The 19,013-nt window shown below is 39.5% G+C and carries 16 protein-coding genes; 12 read left to right on the top strand and 4 right to left on the bottom strand.

Annotation, left to right across the window (positions count from 1 at the left end; translation table 11 throughout):
• Positions 1 to 58: 58 nt before the first annotated feature.
• A complete protein-coding gene (locus R3X28_RS09105) occupies positions 59 to 1,279 on the bottom strand; it encodes an aminotransferase class I/II-fold pyridoxal phosphate-dependent enzyme (protein WP_317664031.1) in 1,221 nt (406 codons plus the stop codon).
• A gap of 154 nt (positions 1,280 to 1,433) precedes the next feature.
• Between R3X28_RS09105 and R3X28_RS09100 the strand changes: the two genes are divergently transcribed.
• From R3X28_RS09100 to mgrA, 3 genes are all read left to right on the top strand, one after another.
• Positions 1,434 to 1,892: an Lrp/AsnC family transcriptional regulator gene (locus R3X28_RS09100; protein ID WP_282055696.1), complete on the top strand. Its 459-nt coding sequence runs from the start codon at positions 1,434 to 1,436 to the stop codon at positions 1,890 to 1,892.
• A gap of 52 nt (positions 1,893 to 1,944) precedes the next feature.
• Positions 1,945 to 3,351, top strand: a complete 1,407-nt coding sequence (lpdA, locus tag R3X28_RS09095; RefSeq protein WP_317664030.1) for a dihydrolipoyl dehydrogenase — start codon at positions 1,945 to 1,947, stop codon at positions 3,349 to 3,351.
• A gap of 89 nt (positions 3,352 to 3,440) precedes the next feature.
• Positions 3,441 to 4,451: an L-glyceraldehyde 3-phosphate reductase gene (gene mgrA, locus R3X28_RS09090; protein WP_317664085.1), complete on the top strand. Its 1,011-nt coding sequence runs from the start codon at positions 3,441 to 3,443 to the stop codon at positions 4,449 to 4,451.
• 15 nt (positions 4,452 to 4,466) lie between these two features.
• Here mgrA and R3X28_RS09085 read toward each other — a convergent pair whose 3' ends face one another.
• Positions 4,467 to 5,651: a heparan-alpha-glucosaminide N-acetyltransferase domain-containing protein gene (locus tag R3X28_RS09085; RefSeq protein WP_317664029.1), complete on the bottom strand. Its 1,185-nt coding sequence runs from the start codon at positions 5,649 to 5,651 to the stop codon at positions 4,467 to 4,469.
• A gap of 163 nt (positions 5,652 to 5,814) precedes the next feature.
• On the opposite strand from R3X28_RS09085, the gene R3X28_RS09080 reads away from it, so the two are divergent.
• From R3X28_RS09080 to R3X28_RS09050, 7 genes are all read left to right on the top strand, one after another.
• Positions 5,815 to 6,348, top strand: a complete 534-nt coding sequence (locus tag R3X28_RS09080; protein WP_154367097.1) for an NADPH-dependent FMN reductase — start codon at positions 5,815 to 5,817, stop codon at positions 6,346 to 6,348.
• 4 nt (positions 6,349 to 6,352) lie between these two features.
• Positions 6,353 to 7,657 carry an anthranilate synthase component I family protein gene (locus R3X28_RS09075; protein ID WP_317664028.1) on the top strand — a complete coding sequence of 435 codons (1,305 nt, stop codon included), beginning with the start codon at positions 6,353 to 6,355 and terminating at the stop codon, positions 7,655 to 7,657.
• Positions 7,658 to 7,684: 27 nt separating this feature from the next.
• The gene (locus R3X28_RS09070) at positions 7,685 to 8,512 is read left to right on the top strand and encodes a lysophospholipase (protein ID WP_317664027.1); all 828 of its coding nucleotides are present in this window, start codon (positions 7,685 to 7,687) and stop codon (positions 8,510 to 8,512) included.
• 13 nt (positions 8,513 to 8,525) lie between these two features.
• Positions 8,526 to 9,830, top strand: a complete 1,305-nt coding sequence (gene tilS, locus R3X28_RS09065; RefSeq protein WP_317664026.1) for a tRNA lysidine(34) synthetase TilS — start codon at positions 8,526 to 8,528, stop codon at positions 9,828 to 9,830.
• Positions 9,830 to 11,806, top strand: coding sequence for a protein-disulfide reductase DsbD family protein (locus R3X28_RS09060; protein ID WP_317664025.1), 1,977 nt, complete (start codon positions 9,830 to 9,832; stop codon positions 11,804 to 11,806). The genes tilS and R3X28_RS09060 overlap by 1 nt, the downstream gene beginning before the upstream one ends.
• Before the next feature lie 101 nt (positions 11,807 to 11,907).
• Positions 11,908 to 14,304, top strand: coding sequence for a penicillin acylase family protein (locus R3X28_RS09055; protein ID WP_317664024.1), 2,397 nt, complete (start codon positions 11,908 to 11,910; stop codon positions 14,302 to 14,304).
• A gap of 8 nt (positions 14,305 to 14,312) precedes the next feature.
• Positions 14,313 to 15,848, top strand: coding sequence for a YifB family Mg chelatase-like AAA ATPase (locus R3X28_RS09050; protein WP_317664023.1), 1,536 nt, complete (start codon positions 14,313 to 14,315; stop codon positions 15,846 to 15,848).
• Positions 15,849 to 15,917: 69 nt separating this feature from the next.
• On the opposite strand, the gene R3X28_RS09045 is transcribed toward R3X28_RS09050, so the two are convergent.
• Together R3X28_RS09045 and R3X28_RS09040 are read right to left on the bottom strand one after the other, a co-directional pair.
• Positions 15,918 to 16,316 carry an ACT domain-containing protein gene (locus R3X28_RS09045; RefSeq protein WP_317664022.1) on the bottom strand — a complete coding sequence of 133 codons (399 nt, stop codon included), beginning with the start codon at positions 16,314 to 16,316 and terminating at the stop codon, positions 15,918 to 15,920.
• The gene (locus R3X28_RS09040) at positions 16,316 to 16,555 is read right to left on the bottom strand and encodes a CBU_0592 family membrane protein (RefSeq protein WP_317664021.1); all 240 of its coding nucleotides are present in this window, start codon (positions 16,553 to 16,555) and stop codon (positions 16,316 to 16,318) included. Before R3X28_RS09040 ends, R3X28_RS09045 begins: the two co-directional genes overlap by 1 nt.
• A gap of 309 nt (positions 16,556 to 16,864) precedes the next feature.
• On the opposite strand from R3X28_RS09040, the gene R3X28_RS09035 reads away from it, so the two are divergent.
• Both R3X28_RS09035 and R3X28_RS09030 read left to right on the top strand, forming a co-directional pair.
• Positions 16,865 to 17,797 carry an AraC family transcriptional regulator gene (locus R3X28_RS09035; protein WP_317664020.1) on the top strand — a complete coding sequence of 311 codons (933 nt, stop codon included), beginning with the start codon at positions 16,865 to 16,867 and terminating at the stop codon, positions 17,795 to 17,797.
• 124 nt (positions 17,798 to 17,921) lie between these two features.
• On the top strand, positions 17,922 to 19,013 hold the full coding sequence (locus tag R3X28_RS09030) for an MBL fold metallo-hydrolase (RefSeq protein ID WP_317664019.1): 1,092 nt from the start codon (positions 17,922 to 17,924) through the stop codon (positions 19,011 to 19,013).

Raw genomic sequence — 19,013 nt, 5'->3', positions numbered from 1 at the left:
GTTTGACAGTAATATTACGATTTTGTGAACTTTTCTGCAAACCGAAGCACAAAAGAGCTTATACCATAGTGGTATCCGATTTAAGGATATCCAATGCAACCATACATTCTTTCATTACCCTATAGGTTCTATGTATGTCATTGTCCAAACCGATGGAAAAACGTACCAATCCGCTGGACAATCCCATTTCTTTTTGTTCTTCTAATGGAATTTCTGAAGAAGTAGAAGTCCCCGGGGCACTGAATAGGGTCTTGTAGAACCCTAAACTCACGGCCAGGTAGCCTAATTTTCGTTCCTGCATCATTTCCATTAGGGCGTTGGCCTTTTCCAATGACCCCATATCTATGGTCATTAGTCCGCCATAACCAAATTCCTTGTTCATGAAACTTTTCAATTTTTCATGGTCTTTGTGCGACTTTAAACCTGGGTATACTACTCGGAGTCCGTCTTTTTCAAAATTCTCGGCCAAATATTGGGTGTTCTCGCTGTGTTTTTTCACACGAATATGCAGTGTTCGCATGTTTTTGAGAATGGAAGCTGCCCTAAGGCTATCCAATGTACTGCCTAGTAGCATGCCCGCACCGCTGTGAACATCTTTCAACGAAAGGCAAAATTCCTTTGTGCCACAAATAACGCCGGCAACACAATCACTTGAGCCATTAATGAATTTCGTAAGACTATGGATGACGATATCGGCCCCTAATCTAGCCGGGGTAATGGTAAGGGGTGAGAAGGTATTGTCAACGACCAAAGGTATCCCATGTTTTTTGGCCAGTTGGGACAATGCCTTAATATCCGCTATTTCCAAAAGTGGATTACTTACCGCTTCGCAATAGATCATTTTTGTTTTAGGGGTAATGGCTTTTTCAACCATTTCCAGATTTGTTATATCTACAAAGGAAGTTCCGATATTGAATTTTTTCAAAAAATTCTTCATAAAAGCATAAGTACCCCCATAAATGGTTCTACTACTTACCACATGGTCGTCTGTATTGCACAACTGCATGATTACTGCGGTAATCGCCCCCATACCACTAGCCGTTACATTGGCGGCTTCAGTACCTTCCATAGCTGCCAGGGCCTCGCCTAAATATTGGTTGCTCGGGGATGAGTGTCTGGTATAGAGATAACAACCTTCGGTATTACCTTCAAAAGTATCAAACATCTTTTTTGCCGATAAAAAGGTGTAGGTTGATGAATCTGAGATAGACGGATTAACGCCTCCATATTCTCCAAAATATTGTAAGTCCTGTAAATTATCCGAAGTTTTGCTTTCCATTTGATTGATTTTTATACATTAAAATTACATTGAAATTGTTTTTAATTCAATATCAATTGAAAAACTTAGATAAAAAAACTACAAATTAAACTTATGGTAGATAAAATAAATGTAAATTGTAAAAAGTTTGTACATCTAAAGAAAATCATTCCAAATGAAATTTGATGAAGTGGACATTAAGTTGCTTGGTTTGCTGCAAGAGAACAGTAAAAAGACAACAAAGGAGTATGCGAATAAATTAAATCTTTCTGTAACAGCGGTTTATGAGCGCATAAAAAGACTCGAAAAAACCGGAGTCATTAAAAATTATGTGGCTTTAATCGATAAGAAAAAGGTCAACAAAGCCTTTGTGGTACTTTGTCATGTTAAATTGACCCAGCATGCCAAGGCCTATGTTTTGCAGTTTGAAAAAGAGGTGCAGCAATTGCAAGAGGTTGTGGAATGTTACCATACTAGTGGGGATTATGATTATATCCTAAAGATATATGTTCGTGATATGGAAGCGTACCGCGATTTTATGGTGACGAAACTCACCGCTTTGAACCATATAGGTAGCACACAGAGCTCTTTTGTGATCAATGAGGTTAAGCATACCACGAGAATACCATTATAAAATCGGAAAATAGTGCTAATTTTGTTAGTACATAAAAAAATCAAAAACTATTATGACTGAATATGATGTGGCCGTAATCGGCTCTGGACCTGGCGGATATGTAGCTGCAATTCGTTGCGCCCAACTTGGAATGAAAACAGCGATTATTGAAAAATACAGCACATTGGGTGGTACTTGCCTAAATGTTGGGTGTATTCCTTCAAAAGCATTGCTGGACTCATCACACCATTACGAGGATGCCGTAAAACATTTTCAGGAACACGGAATTGATATTCCTGGCGAGGTCAAAGTCAATTTAAAACAAATGATTTCTCGTAAACAGGGAGTTGTTGATATGACCACTAAAGGAATCCAATTTTTGATGGATAAGAATAAGATAGATGTTTTTGAGGGTGTCGGAAGCTTTAAAGATGCCACCCATGTCAATATATTGAAAAATGATGGTAAAGAAGAAACCATTGCTGCCAAAAATACCATAATCGCAACGGGGTCCAAACCCTCAACATTGCCTTTTATCACTTTAGATAAAGAACGTGTTATCACATCTACCGAAGCTTTGGAGCTTAAGGAGATTCCCAAACACATGATTGTCATCGGCGGTGGCGTTATTGGTTTGGAATTGGGACAGGTGTATAAACGTCTTGGTTCCGAGGTTACGGTTATTGAATATATGGATCGAATTATTCCAACAATGGATGCCGGTTTATCGAAAGAGTTGATGAAATCGATGAAAAAGCAAAAGGTGAAATTCAATCTCTCACATAAAGTAAAATCGGTTGAACGAAAAGGAAAAGAGGTGATCGTAAAGGCTGATGACAAAAAAGGCAAGGAAGTAACCTTTACAGGTGATTATTGTTTGGTATCCGTTGGTCGTCGCCCCTATACTGATGGGTTGAACGTTGAAGCCGCAGGTGTGCAAATGGATGATCGAGGTAAGATTGCGGTCAATGATCACTTACAGACCAATGTTCCGAATATTTATGCTATCGGTGATGTAATTCGTGGTGCTATGTTGGCCCATAAGGCTGAAGAAGAGGGTACTTTGGTAGCGGAAGTTCTTGCGGGTCAAAAACCCCATATCGATTATAATCTGATTCCAGGAGTAGTCTATACATGGCCGGAAGTTGCCGCTGTAGGTAAAACGGAAGAAGAACTTAAAGAGGCCGGTATCGCATATAAAGTAGGGCAGTTTCCTATGCGTGCCTTAGGGCGTGCACGTGCCAGTATGGATGTTGATGGTTTCGTGAAGATACTTGCCGATGCCAGTACGGATGAAGTACTTGGGGTTCATATGATCGGGGCGCGTTGTGCCGATTTGATCAGCGAGGCGGTAACCGCTATGGAATTCCGAGCATCTGCCGAGGATATTGCTAGGATGAGCCATGCACACCCTACATATTCAGAGGCGGTAAAGGAAGCTGCATTGGCGGCTACCGACGATAGGGCCTTGCATGTGTAATTAGGTCCGTTAATTTATTTACTAGATTCTATAATAGCTAATTTGTACCATAGGCTGTACATCGAAGGCGATAATTACAAAATGTGATGATGGAAATCAATGATAAAACAGGGGTAAAGGAATATCGTCCTGCAACGGATAGGTATGAAACCATGAAATACAATCGATGTGGAAAAAGCGGTGTTCTATTGCCCGCTCTTTCCCTTGGTTTGTGGCATAATTTTGGTTTTGTTGATAGCACTGAAAATGCACGTGAAATTTTAAGGTGCGCCTTTGATTTGGGAATTACACATTTTGATCTTGCCAATAACTACGGGCCACCTTATGGTTCGGCCGAGGAGAATTTCGGACAGATTTTCAGAAAGGACTTCAAGCCTTATCGCGATGAGCTTTTCATTGCTTCAAAGGCTGGTTACGATATGTGGCCCGGTCCTTATGGGAATTTCGGTTCCAGAAAATATTTGATCTCAAGTTTGGACCAAAGCCTTAAACGGATGGGGTTGGACTATGTTGATGTTTTTTACCATCATAGGCCAGATCCAGATACACCATTGGAAGAAACTATGATCGCCCTTTCGGATATCGTACGCCAAGGAAAGGCACTTTATGTTGGAATTTCCAACTACCAACCTAAAGAGACGGCCGAGGCCAGTAAGCTTTTGAAAGAATTGAAAGTGCCCTTTATTTTACACCAAGCTCGCTATTCTATTTTTGATAGATGGGTAGAAGACGGACTTTTGGACACTTTAGAGGATAATGGTGTAGGTTGTATTACCTTTTCCCCTTTGGCGCAAGGAATGCTTACCAATAAGTATGTTAATGGTATTCCCAAGGATTCCAGGGCTGCGAAGGACTTTACATATTTAGATACTACGGATGTTGAGCAAAACTTGACGAAAATCAAGAACCTTGCTAAAATTGCCGATCAAAGAGGACAGAAATTGTCGCAAATGGCGATTGCTTGGCTTTTGGGTAGACCAAGTGTAAGTTCGGTGCTGATAGGTGCAAGTTCTACCAATCAACTTAAAGAAAATGTAGGGGCATTGGAGCAATTACAGTTTACACAGGAAGAATTGGATCTTATAGATGCCAATTCTTGATGTAAAATAAGATCATTAGCCTTTTAGAACCCTGAAAGATCGAAGCAGTTTAAATAGATAAAGTTTTATAAGTCTTTGTGTAAACGTATACCAAGGAAGTAGATATCCATATAAAGATTTTAGCATACGCCTAAGACCTGCTTTTATGATCGCCTTCTTGCTTTCATACAATAACGCGGTAAAAGAACATACGACCATGAATGTGATGGCACCTGAAATGGCCAATGCGGGAGTCAATTGATGGTTAAAGAACCTATAAAGTCCCAACCCTGTGAAACTTCCATATAGGATTATGAAATGGATAATGTAGATGGATAGTGTACTTTGCCCTATTTTTAAAAGTGTAACGTTGGTCATTAATCTTCTAAAAAGCATGAACATGGCGAAGACCATAAATACATCGCCCAAGCGAATAAAAAGGTAGTTATTGTTCGCAATATCCGTAAATAGGGTTATCCCGGTTATATCGGTAAGTCCTAAAAAGAAATCCGAAGAAAGGAAAATCAATGTCAAGCCTGCCAATAGCGACAAACTGATAGCATATTCATATAAAAACTTATGATCCTTATATTTTGTGAACATAACTGATAGGAACGCTCCGAAGGTTGTATAACCAAACCATGGGATGATGGTAAACACAGAGCCGTTATCCTTGGTCAGGAAATTAGCCAAGGCTTGCGGTAAAAATCCAAATGTCCAACTATCATAAATGGGTTCAAATAAGAACAATAAGAGGGTTACGCTTACCAAGAAGACTGATAGTAAGGCCTTGTTCGTTCGGTGGGCCAGAAGGTAGATCCCTACGATTCCCAATATTGAAAGTCCTATACAATGAAGAACGTCCACTAGAAAAAAGGCATCGTATATTTCCCCTTGCAGTAATCCAAAAAGATTGGCCCTAAGCAAATAACCAATAAAAAGAAGTTGTAAACCTCTTTTGATTCCTTTTAGGACCCTAGGATTTTGCCATCCTTTTTGGGGCACTTTTATAAGTAAATATGTAAATATGAATCCTGATACCGTGAAAAAAACAGGAGCGGTAATCCCTCTGAAATATTTCCAAATAGTATAGGTAATATCGGTGTTGTCCCTAAAGGCGTTATCCAATAATCCGTCAATAAAATGCCCCTGCAACATCATTAAAATGGCCCAGGCACGCATGGCATCTACGAAATATAGTCGGGTAGTTTTCTTCTCCAAGGACAAAAAATTAGCAATTAGATCGCAAAATTACAAAATCAAATTAATCTATATACTTGAAATACAAGGTATTTGGATGTTTCAGGCTGCAAATTCGATAAAATACTCGCATTGTGTCCGATTTTACGGTATTTTCGTTGGACACAAACTACTATTATTTATTATGGCGTCATTATTAGCTTTCGCAGGAAGCAATTCGGCCTCTTCTATCAATTTTCAGTTGGTACGTTATACTACATCCCTAATCGAAGGGCATGAAATTGAAGTTTTGAATATGGCCAGTGAAACTTTCCCTATGTACAGTGAGGATCGTGAAAAACAACTGGGTTACCCAGAAGCATTGGTGAAATTCCAGAAGAAAATAGAAAAAGCCGATGCACTTATACTTTCCGTTAACGAGCATAATGGGGGCCCTTCAGCATATTTTAAGAATTTATTGGACTGGTTGTCCAGATCAAACCGAAATTACTTGGACAAAACTAAGGTATTCCTAATGTCAACTTCGCCTGGGCAGAGAGGCGCTATAGGGGCACATGAATATGTAAAGTATGCATTTTCTAGGGTAGGAGGGGAAGTAACGGCTTCTTATAGCCTGCCATCATTTAATACGAACTTTGAGGAAAACTCAGGAATTGTTAACGCTGCTTTGAAGAAAGAACACAAAAGCATCCTGGACAACTTTCTTTTAGATCTATAGTATTTTGCGCACGCTAAAATCGTTCGAGGTTTCTGACGAACCAACTTTCAGGTCCAATTTAATCAGCTGGTCACAACAGTTTTATGAAACCGTTTGGTTGGAAAGTAATGCGCATTTGAAAACATATTCCTCTTTCGATGCAATCTTGGCAGTCGATGCCCTTACCTTGATCCAAACAGATGCTTTTAATGCCTTTGAAGATCTAAAGGCCTATCAACAGGAAACCAAGGATTGGATTTTTGGTTATTTGACCTATGACCTCAAGAACGATGTTGAAAACCTTTCGTCAAAGAATCGAGACGGACTTTATTTTCCCGAGCTATTCTTTTTTCAGCCCAAGAAGATTATAAAAATCACAGGGAAAAAGGTTGTGTTCAACTATTTGAATATGGTCGCCGATGAAATAGATGAGGATTTTGAACTGATCAGAAAAGGAGCATCAGACTATAAAACCATTGAAGCTACGAAGGATATTCGAATAAGAATGCGCATTTTCAAGGATGAATATTTCAAAGGTGCAAAGGAAATGTTACGGCATATACATCGTGGCGATATTTATGAAGCTAATTTTTGCCAAGAATTCTACGCCGAGGATACGTGTATTGACCCATTAGGTACTTACGAACGATTAAATTCAATATCCAAGGCACCATATGCCACTTTTTTAAAATTGAACGATAAATACCTATTGTCGGCTTCTCCGGAAAGATATTTGCGTAAGGAGGGTACGAAGATCATATCACAACCCATAAAAGGTACGGCCAAAAGGTCAATAAACCGAATGGAGGATGACCTCTTAAAAGATAGGTTGGAAAATGACCCCAAGGAACGTGCAGAGAACATCATGATCGTGGATCTTGTCCGGAACGATCTTTCTAAAAGTGCTTTGAAAGGTTCTGTGGAAGTTGAGGAGTTGTGTAAGATATATAGTTATGAACAGGTGCATCAAATGGTGTCTACAGTTGTTGCCCAAGTTGAGGAAAGCCGGAATCCTGTAGATATTATAAAAGATAGTTTTCCGATGGGAAGTATGACAGGGGCACCTAAAATTTCCGCAATGAAACTTATTGAGGAATTGGAAGGATTTAAAAGAGGGCTTTATAGTGGTGCAGTGGGTTATTTTACGCCAGAGAACGATTTTGATTTTAATGTGGTCATACGCAGCATTTTATATAATGAGACCGAAAAATATGTTTCCTATGCTGTTGGCAGTGCCTTAACTGCCAAGGCCCTTCCGGAAGCTGAGTATGAAGAGTGTTTATTGAAAGCCAAGGCCATGCGGGAGGTTTTGGAGAATTCAAACGAATAAAGATGAACTAATAACCGGGTTTTTACTATGGATGTACATTATTTCAATACTGAATCATACGGTATTCCTATCCATGCAGGCACGGTTAGCCCTAAAACCATCAAGGGGGTAGTGGTGTTGGTACACGGTTTTGGAGAGCATTCCGGTCGTTATTTAAGTGGAGTGGTCCCCATGTTGACCGATTTGGGTTTGGCCGTTTTGTTTTATGATAATTTTGGTCACGGTAAATCTGGAGGTAAGCGTGGTCATTGCCCCAGTTATGAGGCACTTTTAGGTCTATTGGGGGAAATGCTGGATAAGAGTACGGAATTATTCCCAAATGTACCTAAATTTCTATACGGTCATAGCATGGGCGGTAATCTGGTATTGAACTATGCACTTCGTAATGAAAGTACCTTAAAGGGTATTGTAGCTTCCAGTCCTTATCTCAGGTTGGCATTTACACCGCCCAAATGGAAATTGGTTCTAGGGAAGGTCCTATTGAAAATTTGGCCATCAATAACAATGCCCTCAGGCTTGGATGCCGATGGAATTTCGAGAAAACCCGAGGAGGTGGAAAAATACAAGGCAGATCCCTTGGTACATGATAAGGTAAGTCCTATGTTCTCATTTCCTATTATCGATGCAGGGGAATGGGCCATAAATAATGCATCTAATTTGAAAATACCAACGCTGTTGATCCATGGTACCGCTGATCCCATTATTGATGTTAGGGGAAGTGAGGAATTCTATAAAAACAACCCAGGGTATACCACTTTGGAATTATTTGAAGAGGGATTTCATGAATTGCACCATGACCTTTGTTCTAAACAAGTATTCAATTCCATACAGAGTTGGTTACGGCAACAACTTTAAGTAAATTTGTACGGTGCGGAACCAATTCAGAATACATATCCAAGATAATTTTCCAGAACTGTTGCAAAACAGGTTTTTATTGGCCTGTAGTGGAGGGTTGGATAGTGTGGTACTTGCTCATCTATGTGCCCAAAATGAACTCGATTTTGCATTGGCACATTGTAATTTTAAGTTACGGGGTCAGGAAAGTGATAAAGATGAGCAATTTGTCAGGGAGTTGGCCAAAGAATTGAATAAGACCTTATGGGTCGAACATTTCAATACCAAGGCCTATGTCAACGACTATAAGGTTTCTGTACAAATGGCCGCAAGGGAATTACGCTATACATGGTTTAAGGATTTATTGGCTGAACATGGGCTAAAAACTTTGGTGACCGCCCATCATGCCGATGATAATCTGGAAACCTTTCTAATTAACCTCTCCCGTGGTACGGGAATAAACGGCCTAAGTGGCATACCTGCCAAGACGGATATGATTTCACGCCCTCTACTGCCTTATTCAAGAGCAGAGTTAGCAGCTTATGCCGACCAAGAAAAGATCCAATGGCGCGAGGATCAAAGTAATGCGGAGAAAAAATATTTACGGAACAAGATCCGTCACGATATTATCCCTCTTTTGAAGGAAACCCATCCAACGTTTCTACATAATTTTCAAACCACTCAAAATAATCTGCAACAAATCGTTGATATCTCGGAAACACATTTATCCAACTTGAAAAAAGATCTTTTTAGGAAAGAGAATGATGTTATTCGTATTTCAACAGCATCTTTAATAGCGCTTAATCCTATTAAGGCTTATATGTACGGGTTGTTCCATGTCTACGGTTTTACCGCTTGGAACGATGTGGTGCAGTTGCTTTCGGCAATGAGTGGAAAGGAAATTAGATCAAAGACACATCGCTTACTTAAGGATAGGGACGATTTACTACTTAGTCCAATACAACAAGATACTGAAGCATACTATGAAATAAATGAGGGTATAACCCAGATCAATACCCCTATTGGCCTTGTATTGGAAGAGGGTGTCATGATTTCTGCAACAGCCCCGAATATACTTTATGTAGATAAATCAACGTTAAAATATCCGTTGGTGTTAAGAAAGTGGCAAAATGGCGACTATTTTTATCCGTTAGGGATGAAAGGCCATAAAAAATTGTCCAAATTCTTTAAAGATGAAAAGATGGATGTTTTCGCCAAGGAAAATCAATGGTTGTTGTGTTCTGACAACCAGATTGTTTGGGTCGTAGGTAAACGGCCGGATGAGCGATTTAAGATAACCCCGAAAACCAAGAACATTTTAAAAATAATATTGAATTGATGAGACAATTTTTAGCATTCATATTCTTACTATTCACCAGTATGGCATTTTATGCACAGGATGATGAAAACCCTGTATCCTGGTCCCATAAGCTAAACAAGATTAGCGACACGGAATTCGATCTGATCATTAAAGGGGATATTTTCAAAGGATGGCACGTTTATTCGCAACATACGGCAGAAGGCGGGTCTTTACCGAGTGAGTTTACTTATGAAAAAGCAGGGGTCGATTATGAATTGGTAGGTGAAACCAAAGAAAGTCCGACCGAGACTGCATTTAGCGATATCTTCGAGGTAGATGAAACATTTTTTAAAAAGCAGGCGGTTTTCACCCAGAGGGTAAAGTTATTGAACCCTGATGTTCGGCAGATAGATGTGAACCTTTTTTATCAGGTGTGTAAAGAGGTCTGTTTGGCGGTGGATAAGGATTTTAATTTTGTGTTGGATGGTGGTGAGGCCGTTACCGTTGAAAAGCATGTAGATGAACGAAGTCTGGCCATGGGAGAGGCCTTGAAATTAGATCTAAAGAATAAGGATATACTAAAAGGAGGTAATGATCAGGACGAAGGCCAATCGAGTTTGTGGGTGGTCTTTGGATTGGGATTCCTTGGCGGATTAATAGCGTTGTTGACGCCATGCGTATTTCCGATGATTCCGTTGACCGTATCTTTCTTTACCAAACAATCGCAGAATAAATCAAAAGGTATTGTAAATGCTGTTTTATACGGATTTTTCATTGTGCTGATATATTTTCTTTTGAGTCTGCCTTTCCATATTTTCGATTCGGTCGATTCTCAGATATTGAATACCATTGCGACGAACATTTGGCTCAACCTTGCCTTTTTTATCATATTCGTTTTTTTCGCATTTTCATTTTTCGGTTATTATGAATTGACCCTTCCGAGCTCTTGGGCCAATAAGATGGATGCTGCCTCTAACAAAGTGGGTGGGGGAATCGGAATATTCTTTATGGCCGTTACTTTGGCTATTGTTTCTTTCTCCTGTACTGGGCCCATTCTTGGTGGACTTTTAGGGAGTACCACACTCGCAGAGGGGGAAGTTGCCAATAACCTGACTGCTGGAATGACAGGTTTCGGGGTAGCTTTGGCTTTACCGTTCGCGTTGTTCGCGATGTTTCCTGCATGGTTGAATTCCCTTCCGAAATCAGGAGGGTGGATGACCACCGTAAAGGTCGTACTTGGGTTTCTGGAATTGGCCTTGGCCTTTAAATTCCTTTCCAATGCGGATTTGGTAGGCAACTGGGGCATTTTTAAAAGAGAAATTTTCTTAGGGGTTTGGATACTTCTTTTTGTATTGTTGTCACTCTATTTGTTCGGTGTCATCAGATTTAAGCATGACGGACCCAAACAGAAATTATCATTGGGCAGAAAAATGACCGGAGTATTAAGTATTGCTGTCACCGTCTATTTGATATTGGGTGTTACTAAAATCTCCAATCTAAAATTATTGAGCGGTTTTCCCCCACCTGATTTCTATAGTGTGTTTCAACAAGAAAGTGATTGCCCCATGGGAATCGATTGTTTTAAGGATTTTGAAACGGGGTTGGCACATGCCAAATCGGTCAATAAACCCATTTTATTGGATTTTACAGGTTGGGCCTGCGTAAACTGTCGAAAGATGGAAGAAAATGTATGGAGTGACCCGGAAGTATATCCTTTGTTGAAAGATGAGTATGTTTTGATTTCACTCTACATTGATGATCGTAAAGAGCTGCCATTAGAAGAACAATTTGATTTTAAGTATGATAGTGGAAGGGTAAAGACCATACAGACCATAGGGCAGAAATGGGGTACGTTCCAAACAGTTAATTTTAATTCGGCCTCCCAACCATATTATGTGCTTATTTCTTCGGATCTGGAACTTTTGAACAGTGCCATTCAAAGTGCACCGAGTGATGAATACCGGGATTGGTTATTGAAAGGATTGGAAAACTATAAAAAAATAGGATCTGAATAGCATGTAAACACATACATTACAAAAGATTAAAGGCACCTTTCGAGGTGCTTTTTTTATTTACTAAATAACCCTATCTTTCAAATTGAACCCAAAACAAAATAATGAAACGCATTAAGGTAATAGGTGTTGTGGTATTGGTGCTTTTGGTTGTATCTGCCATTTTCGCTGGTGTGTCCGTCCAGGCTTTATCACCAACTTACGAAGGTGAGAGTAAACTTTCAAAATTGTCACATGAGACCAAGGTATATTATGATTCCTACGGAATTCCGCATATCTATGCAGATAATGAAGACGATGCTTTCCGAACGTTGGGTTATGTACATGCCCAAGACCGTTTGTGGCAAATGGAGTTACTTCGGAGAATCGGTACAGGTCGACTTTCGGAGGTTTTTGGCAGTAAAATGTTGAATACCGATAAGTTCTTCCTATCTCTTGGGATAGATGAAGCAACTAAACAAACCGTTTCGGAATTGGATTTAAACAGTCCCACAGTTCGTTTATCCCAGGCATATTTAGATGGTATTAACCAATTCATAGAAGAAGGGCCAACACCTATTGAATTTTACTTGACCGGAATAGACAAAGCTCCTTTTCAATTAGAGGATATTTATAACACGGTAGGGTATATGGCATTTAGTTTTGCGATGGCCCATAAGACCGATCCCTTATTGACCAATATAAAGGACAAATTGGGAGTTGAATACTTGAAAGATCTTGATTTGAACGTAGATCCCAATACCGTTTGGATAAAAAACCATAAGGAAGAGTCGAAAGAAGCGCTACATAATTCCATTGCATCGTCCGTGACCAAAGCGTTGGGAGCCCTTTCCTTGCCCTTGTTCGAAGGTAGTAATAGTTGGGTAATAGCCCCGGAAAAGACAAAGAAAGGTAAGGTGATATTTGCGAATGATCCACATATCGGGTTTTCACAACCTGCCGTTTGGTACGAGGCACATATCAACACGCCTAACTTTGAGAAATATGGCTATTTCATGGGTGGAATGCCTTTTCCTTTATTGGCCCATGACCGTAATTTAGCGTATGGTATGACCATGTTCGAAAATGATGATATCGATTTTTTTTATGAGGAATCACATCCAACGGAAAAAGATAAATATAGAACTAAAGAAGGATGGTCTACTTATGAAAAGATAAATAAAATAATTAAGATAAAGGATTCCACTGATTTTGAATTCACTTATAGGAAAACGGTACACGGACCCATATTGAACGGAATCGCAGATCAAGTCAAAGGGGAGCGGCCCATTGCCATGTGGTGGATGTTCACCCAGCATAAGAATGAGTTGATGGATGCTTTGTACGGAATGACCCATGCAAGGAACAAATCGGAATTTCAAGATGCTTTACCCAAAATACATGCCCCAGGTCTCAATATTATGTATGGTGACGCTGAAGGTAATGTAGCATGGTGGGCATCCGCCAAAATTTATAAGGATGCGAACAGTGCTCATACGAAATTCGTTTTACAGGATACTTCCGATCTGAAGGACCCGGAACGTTATTTGGATTTTTCTGAGAATCCTCAGGCGATAAATCCACCTTGGAACTATGTGTATTCAGCGAACAACCAACCCGATTCCATTGCGGGTATGCAATATCCGGGATACTATTTGCCGGAGAATAGGGCCAAACGAATTGTGGGGCTTTTAGAAGCTAAGAACGATTGGACCATAGATGATGTAAAAGGAATGATCAATGATGTGGTCTCATCCGTGAACACTTCGATTATCACAGATTTAAATGGTGTTGTCAATAGGGAAGAACTGTCAGATGCCCAAATTTCGGTCTTGGACAAATTGTTGGTTTGGAAAGGGGAAAACAACCTTGATAATATTGAGCCGACTGTTTTTCATCGTTGGATATACTTTTTCCTCAAAAACACCTTCGTCGATGAGTTAGGTGAAGAAATGTTCGATCAATTCTTGTCTACCCACTTATTAAAAAGGACGATAGCCCCGATGGCCGCAAAAAATGAATCCATTTGGTGGGATAATATAGAAACGCAATCTGTAGTTGAAGCCAAAACACAGATTGTAACAGAATCGTTTGTCCAAGCTTTTGAATTTTTAGAGGGCGATTTGGGAGCCGATAACGGAGCATGGACATGGGATAAAGTACATACATTGGAACATCCTCATCCCATAGGGCAGGTAGAGGCCTTACGCTCTTTTTTTAATGTAGGCCCATTTCCCGTTGAAGGAACAAGGGAAGTAATAAACAATATGGCCTTCAATTATGATGGTGATGGTATGCACCATGTAACTGCGGGACCATCGACTCGTAGGGTCATTGATTTTTCGGATATAGAGAACAGTATGAGCATATTACCAACAGGGCAATCGGGCAATCCGTTCAGTGAACATTATGACGATCAGGCTGAAATGTACGTGAAGGGTGAATTTCGAAAAATGTTGATGAATGAAAAGGAAATTAAGGAGACTTCAAAATCTTTACTTACATTTAAGCCTACAGAATAAGACAATTTATGCTTACAAAAGTTTTTGGAAGTGCCGTATTCGGGGTAGAGGCCACAACGATTACAGTAGAAGTCAATGTTGATAAAGGGGTAGGTTACCATCTCGTTGGTTTACCGGATAATGCCATAAAAGAAAGTAATTACCGCATTGCGGCGGCTTTGTTGAACAATGGTTATAAAATTCCAGGTAAAAAAATCACTATCAATATGGCGCCGGCCGATTTGCGAAAAGAAGGCTCTGCTTATGATTTGACCCTTGCTGTGGGAATATTGACTGCATCGGGCCAGATACAGTCCAACAATTTGGACCAATACTTGATTATGGGCGAACTATCATTGGATGGTAGCTTGCAGCCTATTAAAGGGGCTCTTCCCATTGCCGTTAAAGCACGGGAAGAAGGATATGTCGGATTCATTTTACCCAAAGATAATGCCAAAGAGGCTGCTATCGTTTCTGATTTGAAGGTATATGGGGTGGAGAATATTAAAGAGGTCATCGATTTTTTCGACAAGGACGAACCTTTGGAACAAACGATTGTTGATACTCGGGCGGAATTTTATAAGAACCTCGATTTTCCGGAGTTTGACTTTTCAGATGTAAAGGGACAGGAAAGTATAAAAAGATGCATGGAAATTGCGGCGGCAGGCGGACATAATATAATCTTAATAGGTCCACCAGGATCGGGAAAAACGATGCTTGCCAAACGATTGCCTTCTATTTTACCACCAATGACACTGCATGAAGCCTTGGAAACGACCAAAATACATAGTGTTGTCGGGAAGATAAAGAATATGGGATTGATGAGCCAACGCCCTTTCCGAAGTCCCCATCATACCATTTCGGATGTAGCCCTTGTCGGTGGTGGGGCATATCCACAACCTGGGGAGATTTCCCTTTCCCATAACGGGGTTCTGTTCTTGGATGAACTTCCAGAATTTAAAAGAGGTGTGTTGGAAGTGATGCGACAACCTTTGGAAGATCGTGAGGTGACTATTTCAAGGGCCCGTTTTACGGTAACCTACCCAAGTAGTTTTATGTTAGTTGCCAGTATGAACCCCAGTCCGGGAGGTTATTTTAATGATCCTGATGCCCCTGTAACTTCTTCCCCTGCCGAAATGCAGCGGTATATGGGTAAGATATCAGGGCCGCTTTTGGACCGTATCGATATCCATATCGAAGTAACACCTGTACCATTCGAAAAACTTTCAGAAGACAGGAAAGGGGAGGGCAGTGTGGATATTCGCAAGCGGGTAACGGCAGCACGGGAAATACAGACCGAACGGTTTAAGGAATTGGAGAATGTACATTACAATGCGCAAATGAATACGAAACAGATTCGGGAGTATTGTAAGTTGGATGAGGCCTCAAAATCACTTTTAAAGAATGCCATGGAGCGATTGAACCTTTCTGCCCGTGCCTATGACAGAATTTTAAAGGTGGCGCGGACTATTGCCGATTTGGAAAAGAGTGGACAAGTTAAGGGAAACCATATCAGCGAAGCCATACAATACCGAAGTTTAGATCGGGAAGGCTGGTTGGGATAGTTGTATAGTTTAAAGTTTTAAGGATATAGTTTATAGTTTATAGTTTGAAAATTGAATATTTCAGTAGACTTATTGATTTTCAGATAATCGGGTTAAGACTCCAATCGCTTTTTCTGCATCTTTCTTATCAACGAAAATATGGTCGTGATAATATCCGGCGATTACATTACAACTTATATCATATTTGGTCAATTCGTTAGAAAATGCTGCGGTTAAACCAACTGCATCTAATGAGGAATGGACTTTAAGGGTAATCCAAGAGGCAATAAAGTCATAGTTTAAATCGAGTTCATCCGCTTTCCCTTTTTCAATAATGATCGTTGTTCCTTCTTTTTCCTCAAATTCACATATGGTATCATTTCGGTTGATTTTGGTCAGGTCTTTTACAGTTGCGAACACATAATCCCTATCGTTCAGGATTGGTTGCATACTTTTTATTAATCTGGATAAATTGGTTTCTCCTGCCATTAATGTTTTCGTTTATAAGTTAAGAGCGCTATGAGCGATACGGTGGCCCAAACGCCTTCGAGTAAGATAAACGGAATATATTCCATTAGAATCGAAGCTAAGCAGGCCAATCCTGCGCCCAATAAATTCAATAAAATAAACGATAGATCCTTGCTTTTGATTTTACCGGTTATATTGAGGATATAGGCAAGTAGTATTAGAAAAACACCGATAAAACCAATCCAGTCTGTCTTGTTCATAAGGGCTATTATATCAATTGATTTTTGGTTACCGCAATCCGTATTTGAACGCTTCAAGTGTTTGATAAAATTACTATTTTTTACCTTTATTATCCGTCGATATAGGAAAGGTTTACTTTTGAAAACAATTTGTTGTCCCTGTCTGTGTTTAGAGGACTAAAGTGTACTTGTTTTGAATGCTTTTAGGCTAATTATCCTTATCTTAATACCCGTTAAGAAAATAGTGATCATTGTATAGGAATAGTTGGTTCAGTTGCAATTATTCCATGACATTAAACGGTTCGGTTATTAGAGATAACGTAGATTCATTTGCATATTAAAAATGACATACCATTCCATCATTACTCAGAGACACACAAATATGTGAATATCAGGGATGGCCACCCGGTACTGTCTATAGACCCGAATTTCCCATTTGTAATTACCCAATTCGACTTGATGAGTAACAGGGCGCAAGCTACAATTCCGCATAGGCATGATTATTTTGAACTGATCTTTTTGGAGGAAGGTGCCGGACAGCATATCATTGATTATGAACCATATGAAATTAAAACGCCCTCCTTTTATTTTCTTTCCCAAGGGCAAATACATTTTTGGAAATTAGAAAAAGGATTGGCAGGTAAAGTATTGCTTTTCCCCCGGGAATTTTTAATTCCACCTGCTACAGCATTTAATCATGAAGGTGATTTGGCAATTTTCAACAGTTTGAGTAAAGCACCCTGTGTTTGTTTAAATGCTGAGAACCTTCCTAAAATACATGCTTTATTCAATGAAATCAATGAAGAATACTTAAGAAAATCGGAGAGCAGTCTTTCCATGCTTAGAGCCTATGTACATATTTTACTTGTAAGTCTATTACGCATACATGCCAAAGATCAGCCGCAGGATATTTTGGACACCACCAATGCCATGGTTCGGCAATTCAGGCAACTTGTATCAGAGAACTATTTAACCGTTCGCTCTGTGCAGGAATATGCAGATTTAATAGGTATTAGTGCAACGCATCTTAGAGATACGGTTAAAAAAATCACAGGATATTCTCCAGGACAACTTATCCGTCAGGAAATTATCTTCGAGTCCAAAAGGAGATTGGCCAATACAGAGTTGACCACAGCTGAAATTGGTTACACCCTCAATTTTGAAGATACTTCCTATTTCAGCAGGTATTTTAAGCGTGAGACCGGCCAAAGCCCATCAAAATACAGGGAGGAAGTCCGTAAAAAGTACCAAATAGCGAATTGATTCTCTATAAACCTTCACATTAGTTCCTCGAAAAGTACCATACTTTCGGTAATAAGTGTATTACCCAATAACTACTTGGCAGATACCTTTGTTTCATATTCTATCAATTTAAATCATTGAAGAAATGGAAACCAAAAAAACTAAAAACGTAAGGAAACAAGTAGGAGTAAAAGAAACGGTATCATTACTATTTTTAATCCTCTTTATTTTGAACACCTCTTTGTTTGCGCAAGAAAAGTTCGATATGGAAAAAACAAAAGCTAAATACGCATCACGGGATTATGTGTATGGGAAATTACCTGAAAGCGGATTCAATTATTACAAAATAGCGGAAAACGCATACTTTGTTCATGATAATTTTGAACATATGGTGTTTTTTGTAACGGACAACGGAGTTGTGGTGGTTGATCCTGTTCCTGGAGTTTCACCATATACTTTAAAGTTGATTCCACAAATTACGGATAAGCCTATTACCCACGTAATCTATTCTCACCATCACGCAGATCACGCACAAGGCGCTTATTTATATCCTAAATCCGCAATTTTAATTGGTAATGAGACCATGACCGAATTTTTAAAGGCTGCCGAAGACCCTAAACGCCCGCTACCGGATGTTACTTGGAAAGATGAATATGTGTTGGAAACAGGGGGGTTACGATTAGAATTCAAAGATCTGGGAAGAAACTGGCATTCGCAAAAAGACATTATTATGTATGCTCCCCAGCAAAAAATATTGTTTGCAATAGATATGTTCCACCCAGATGCTGCTCCTTGGATTCACTGGGGAGAATCTTCAGATCCTGATTTTGCCTTTCAGTTACCAAGATATCTTTTAGATAATTACGATTTTGAATTTGTAGTAATTGGTCATGAAAGAATTATAGGAACCAGATTTCATATGGAACAATACGAAGCTCAGATAAAAGATATGAAGAAAATTGTTTTTGAGGTAGCTATGTCTCCTGAATATCACAAGTTATTAGAGGAAACAACCCAAAGATACCACGGTTCCGCAGCTCACTACGAGTACAAAGAAAAAATTATGACCGCGGCAGAACTTGGAGCTTCAAAATATATAATGAATTGGGCAGGAAAAGTGCGAAATGTGCGATTAAATGCAGTTGAGAATATTCAAACAATGTTTATGCATATGATAGTTTTAGATCCACCAATAAAAGAAATGCAAAAAATGAAGGGTAATGTAATAACCCATTAA

It is taken from the genome of Maribacter sp. TH_r10 (assembly GCF_033101095.1).
GTDB lineage: Bacteria > Bacteroidota > Bacteroidia > Flavobacteriales > Flavobacteriaceae > Maribacter_A > Maribacter_A luteus.
This window is presented reverse-complemented; position numbering and strand designations above follow the sequence as displayed.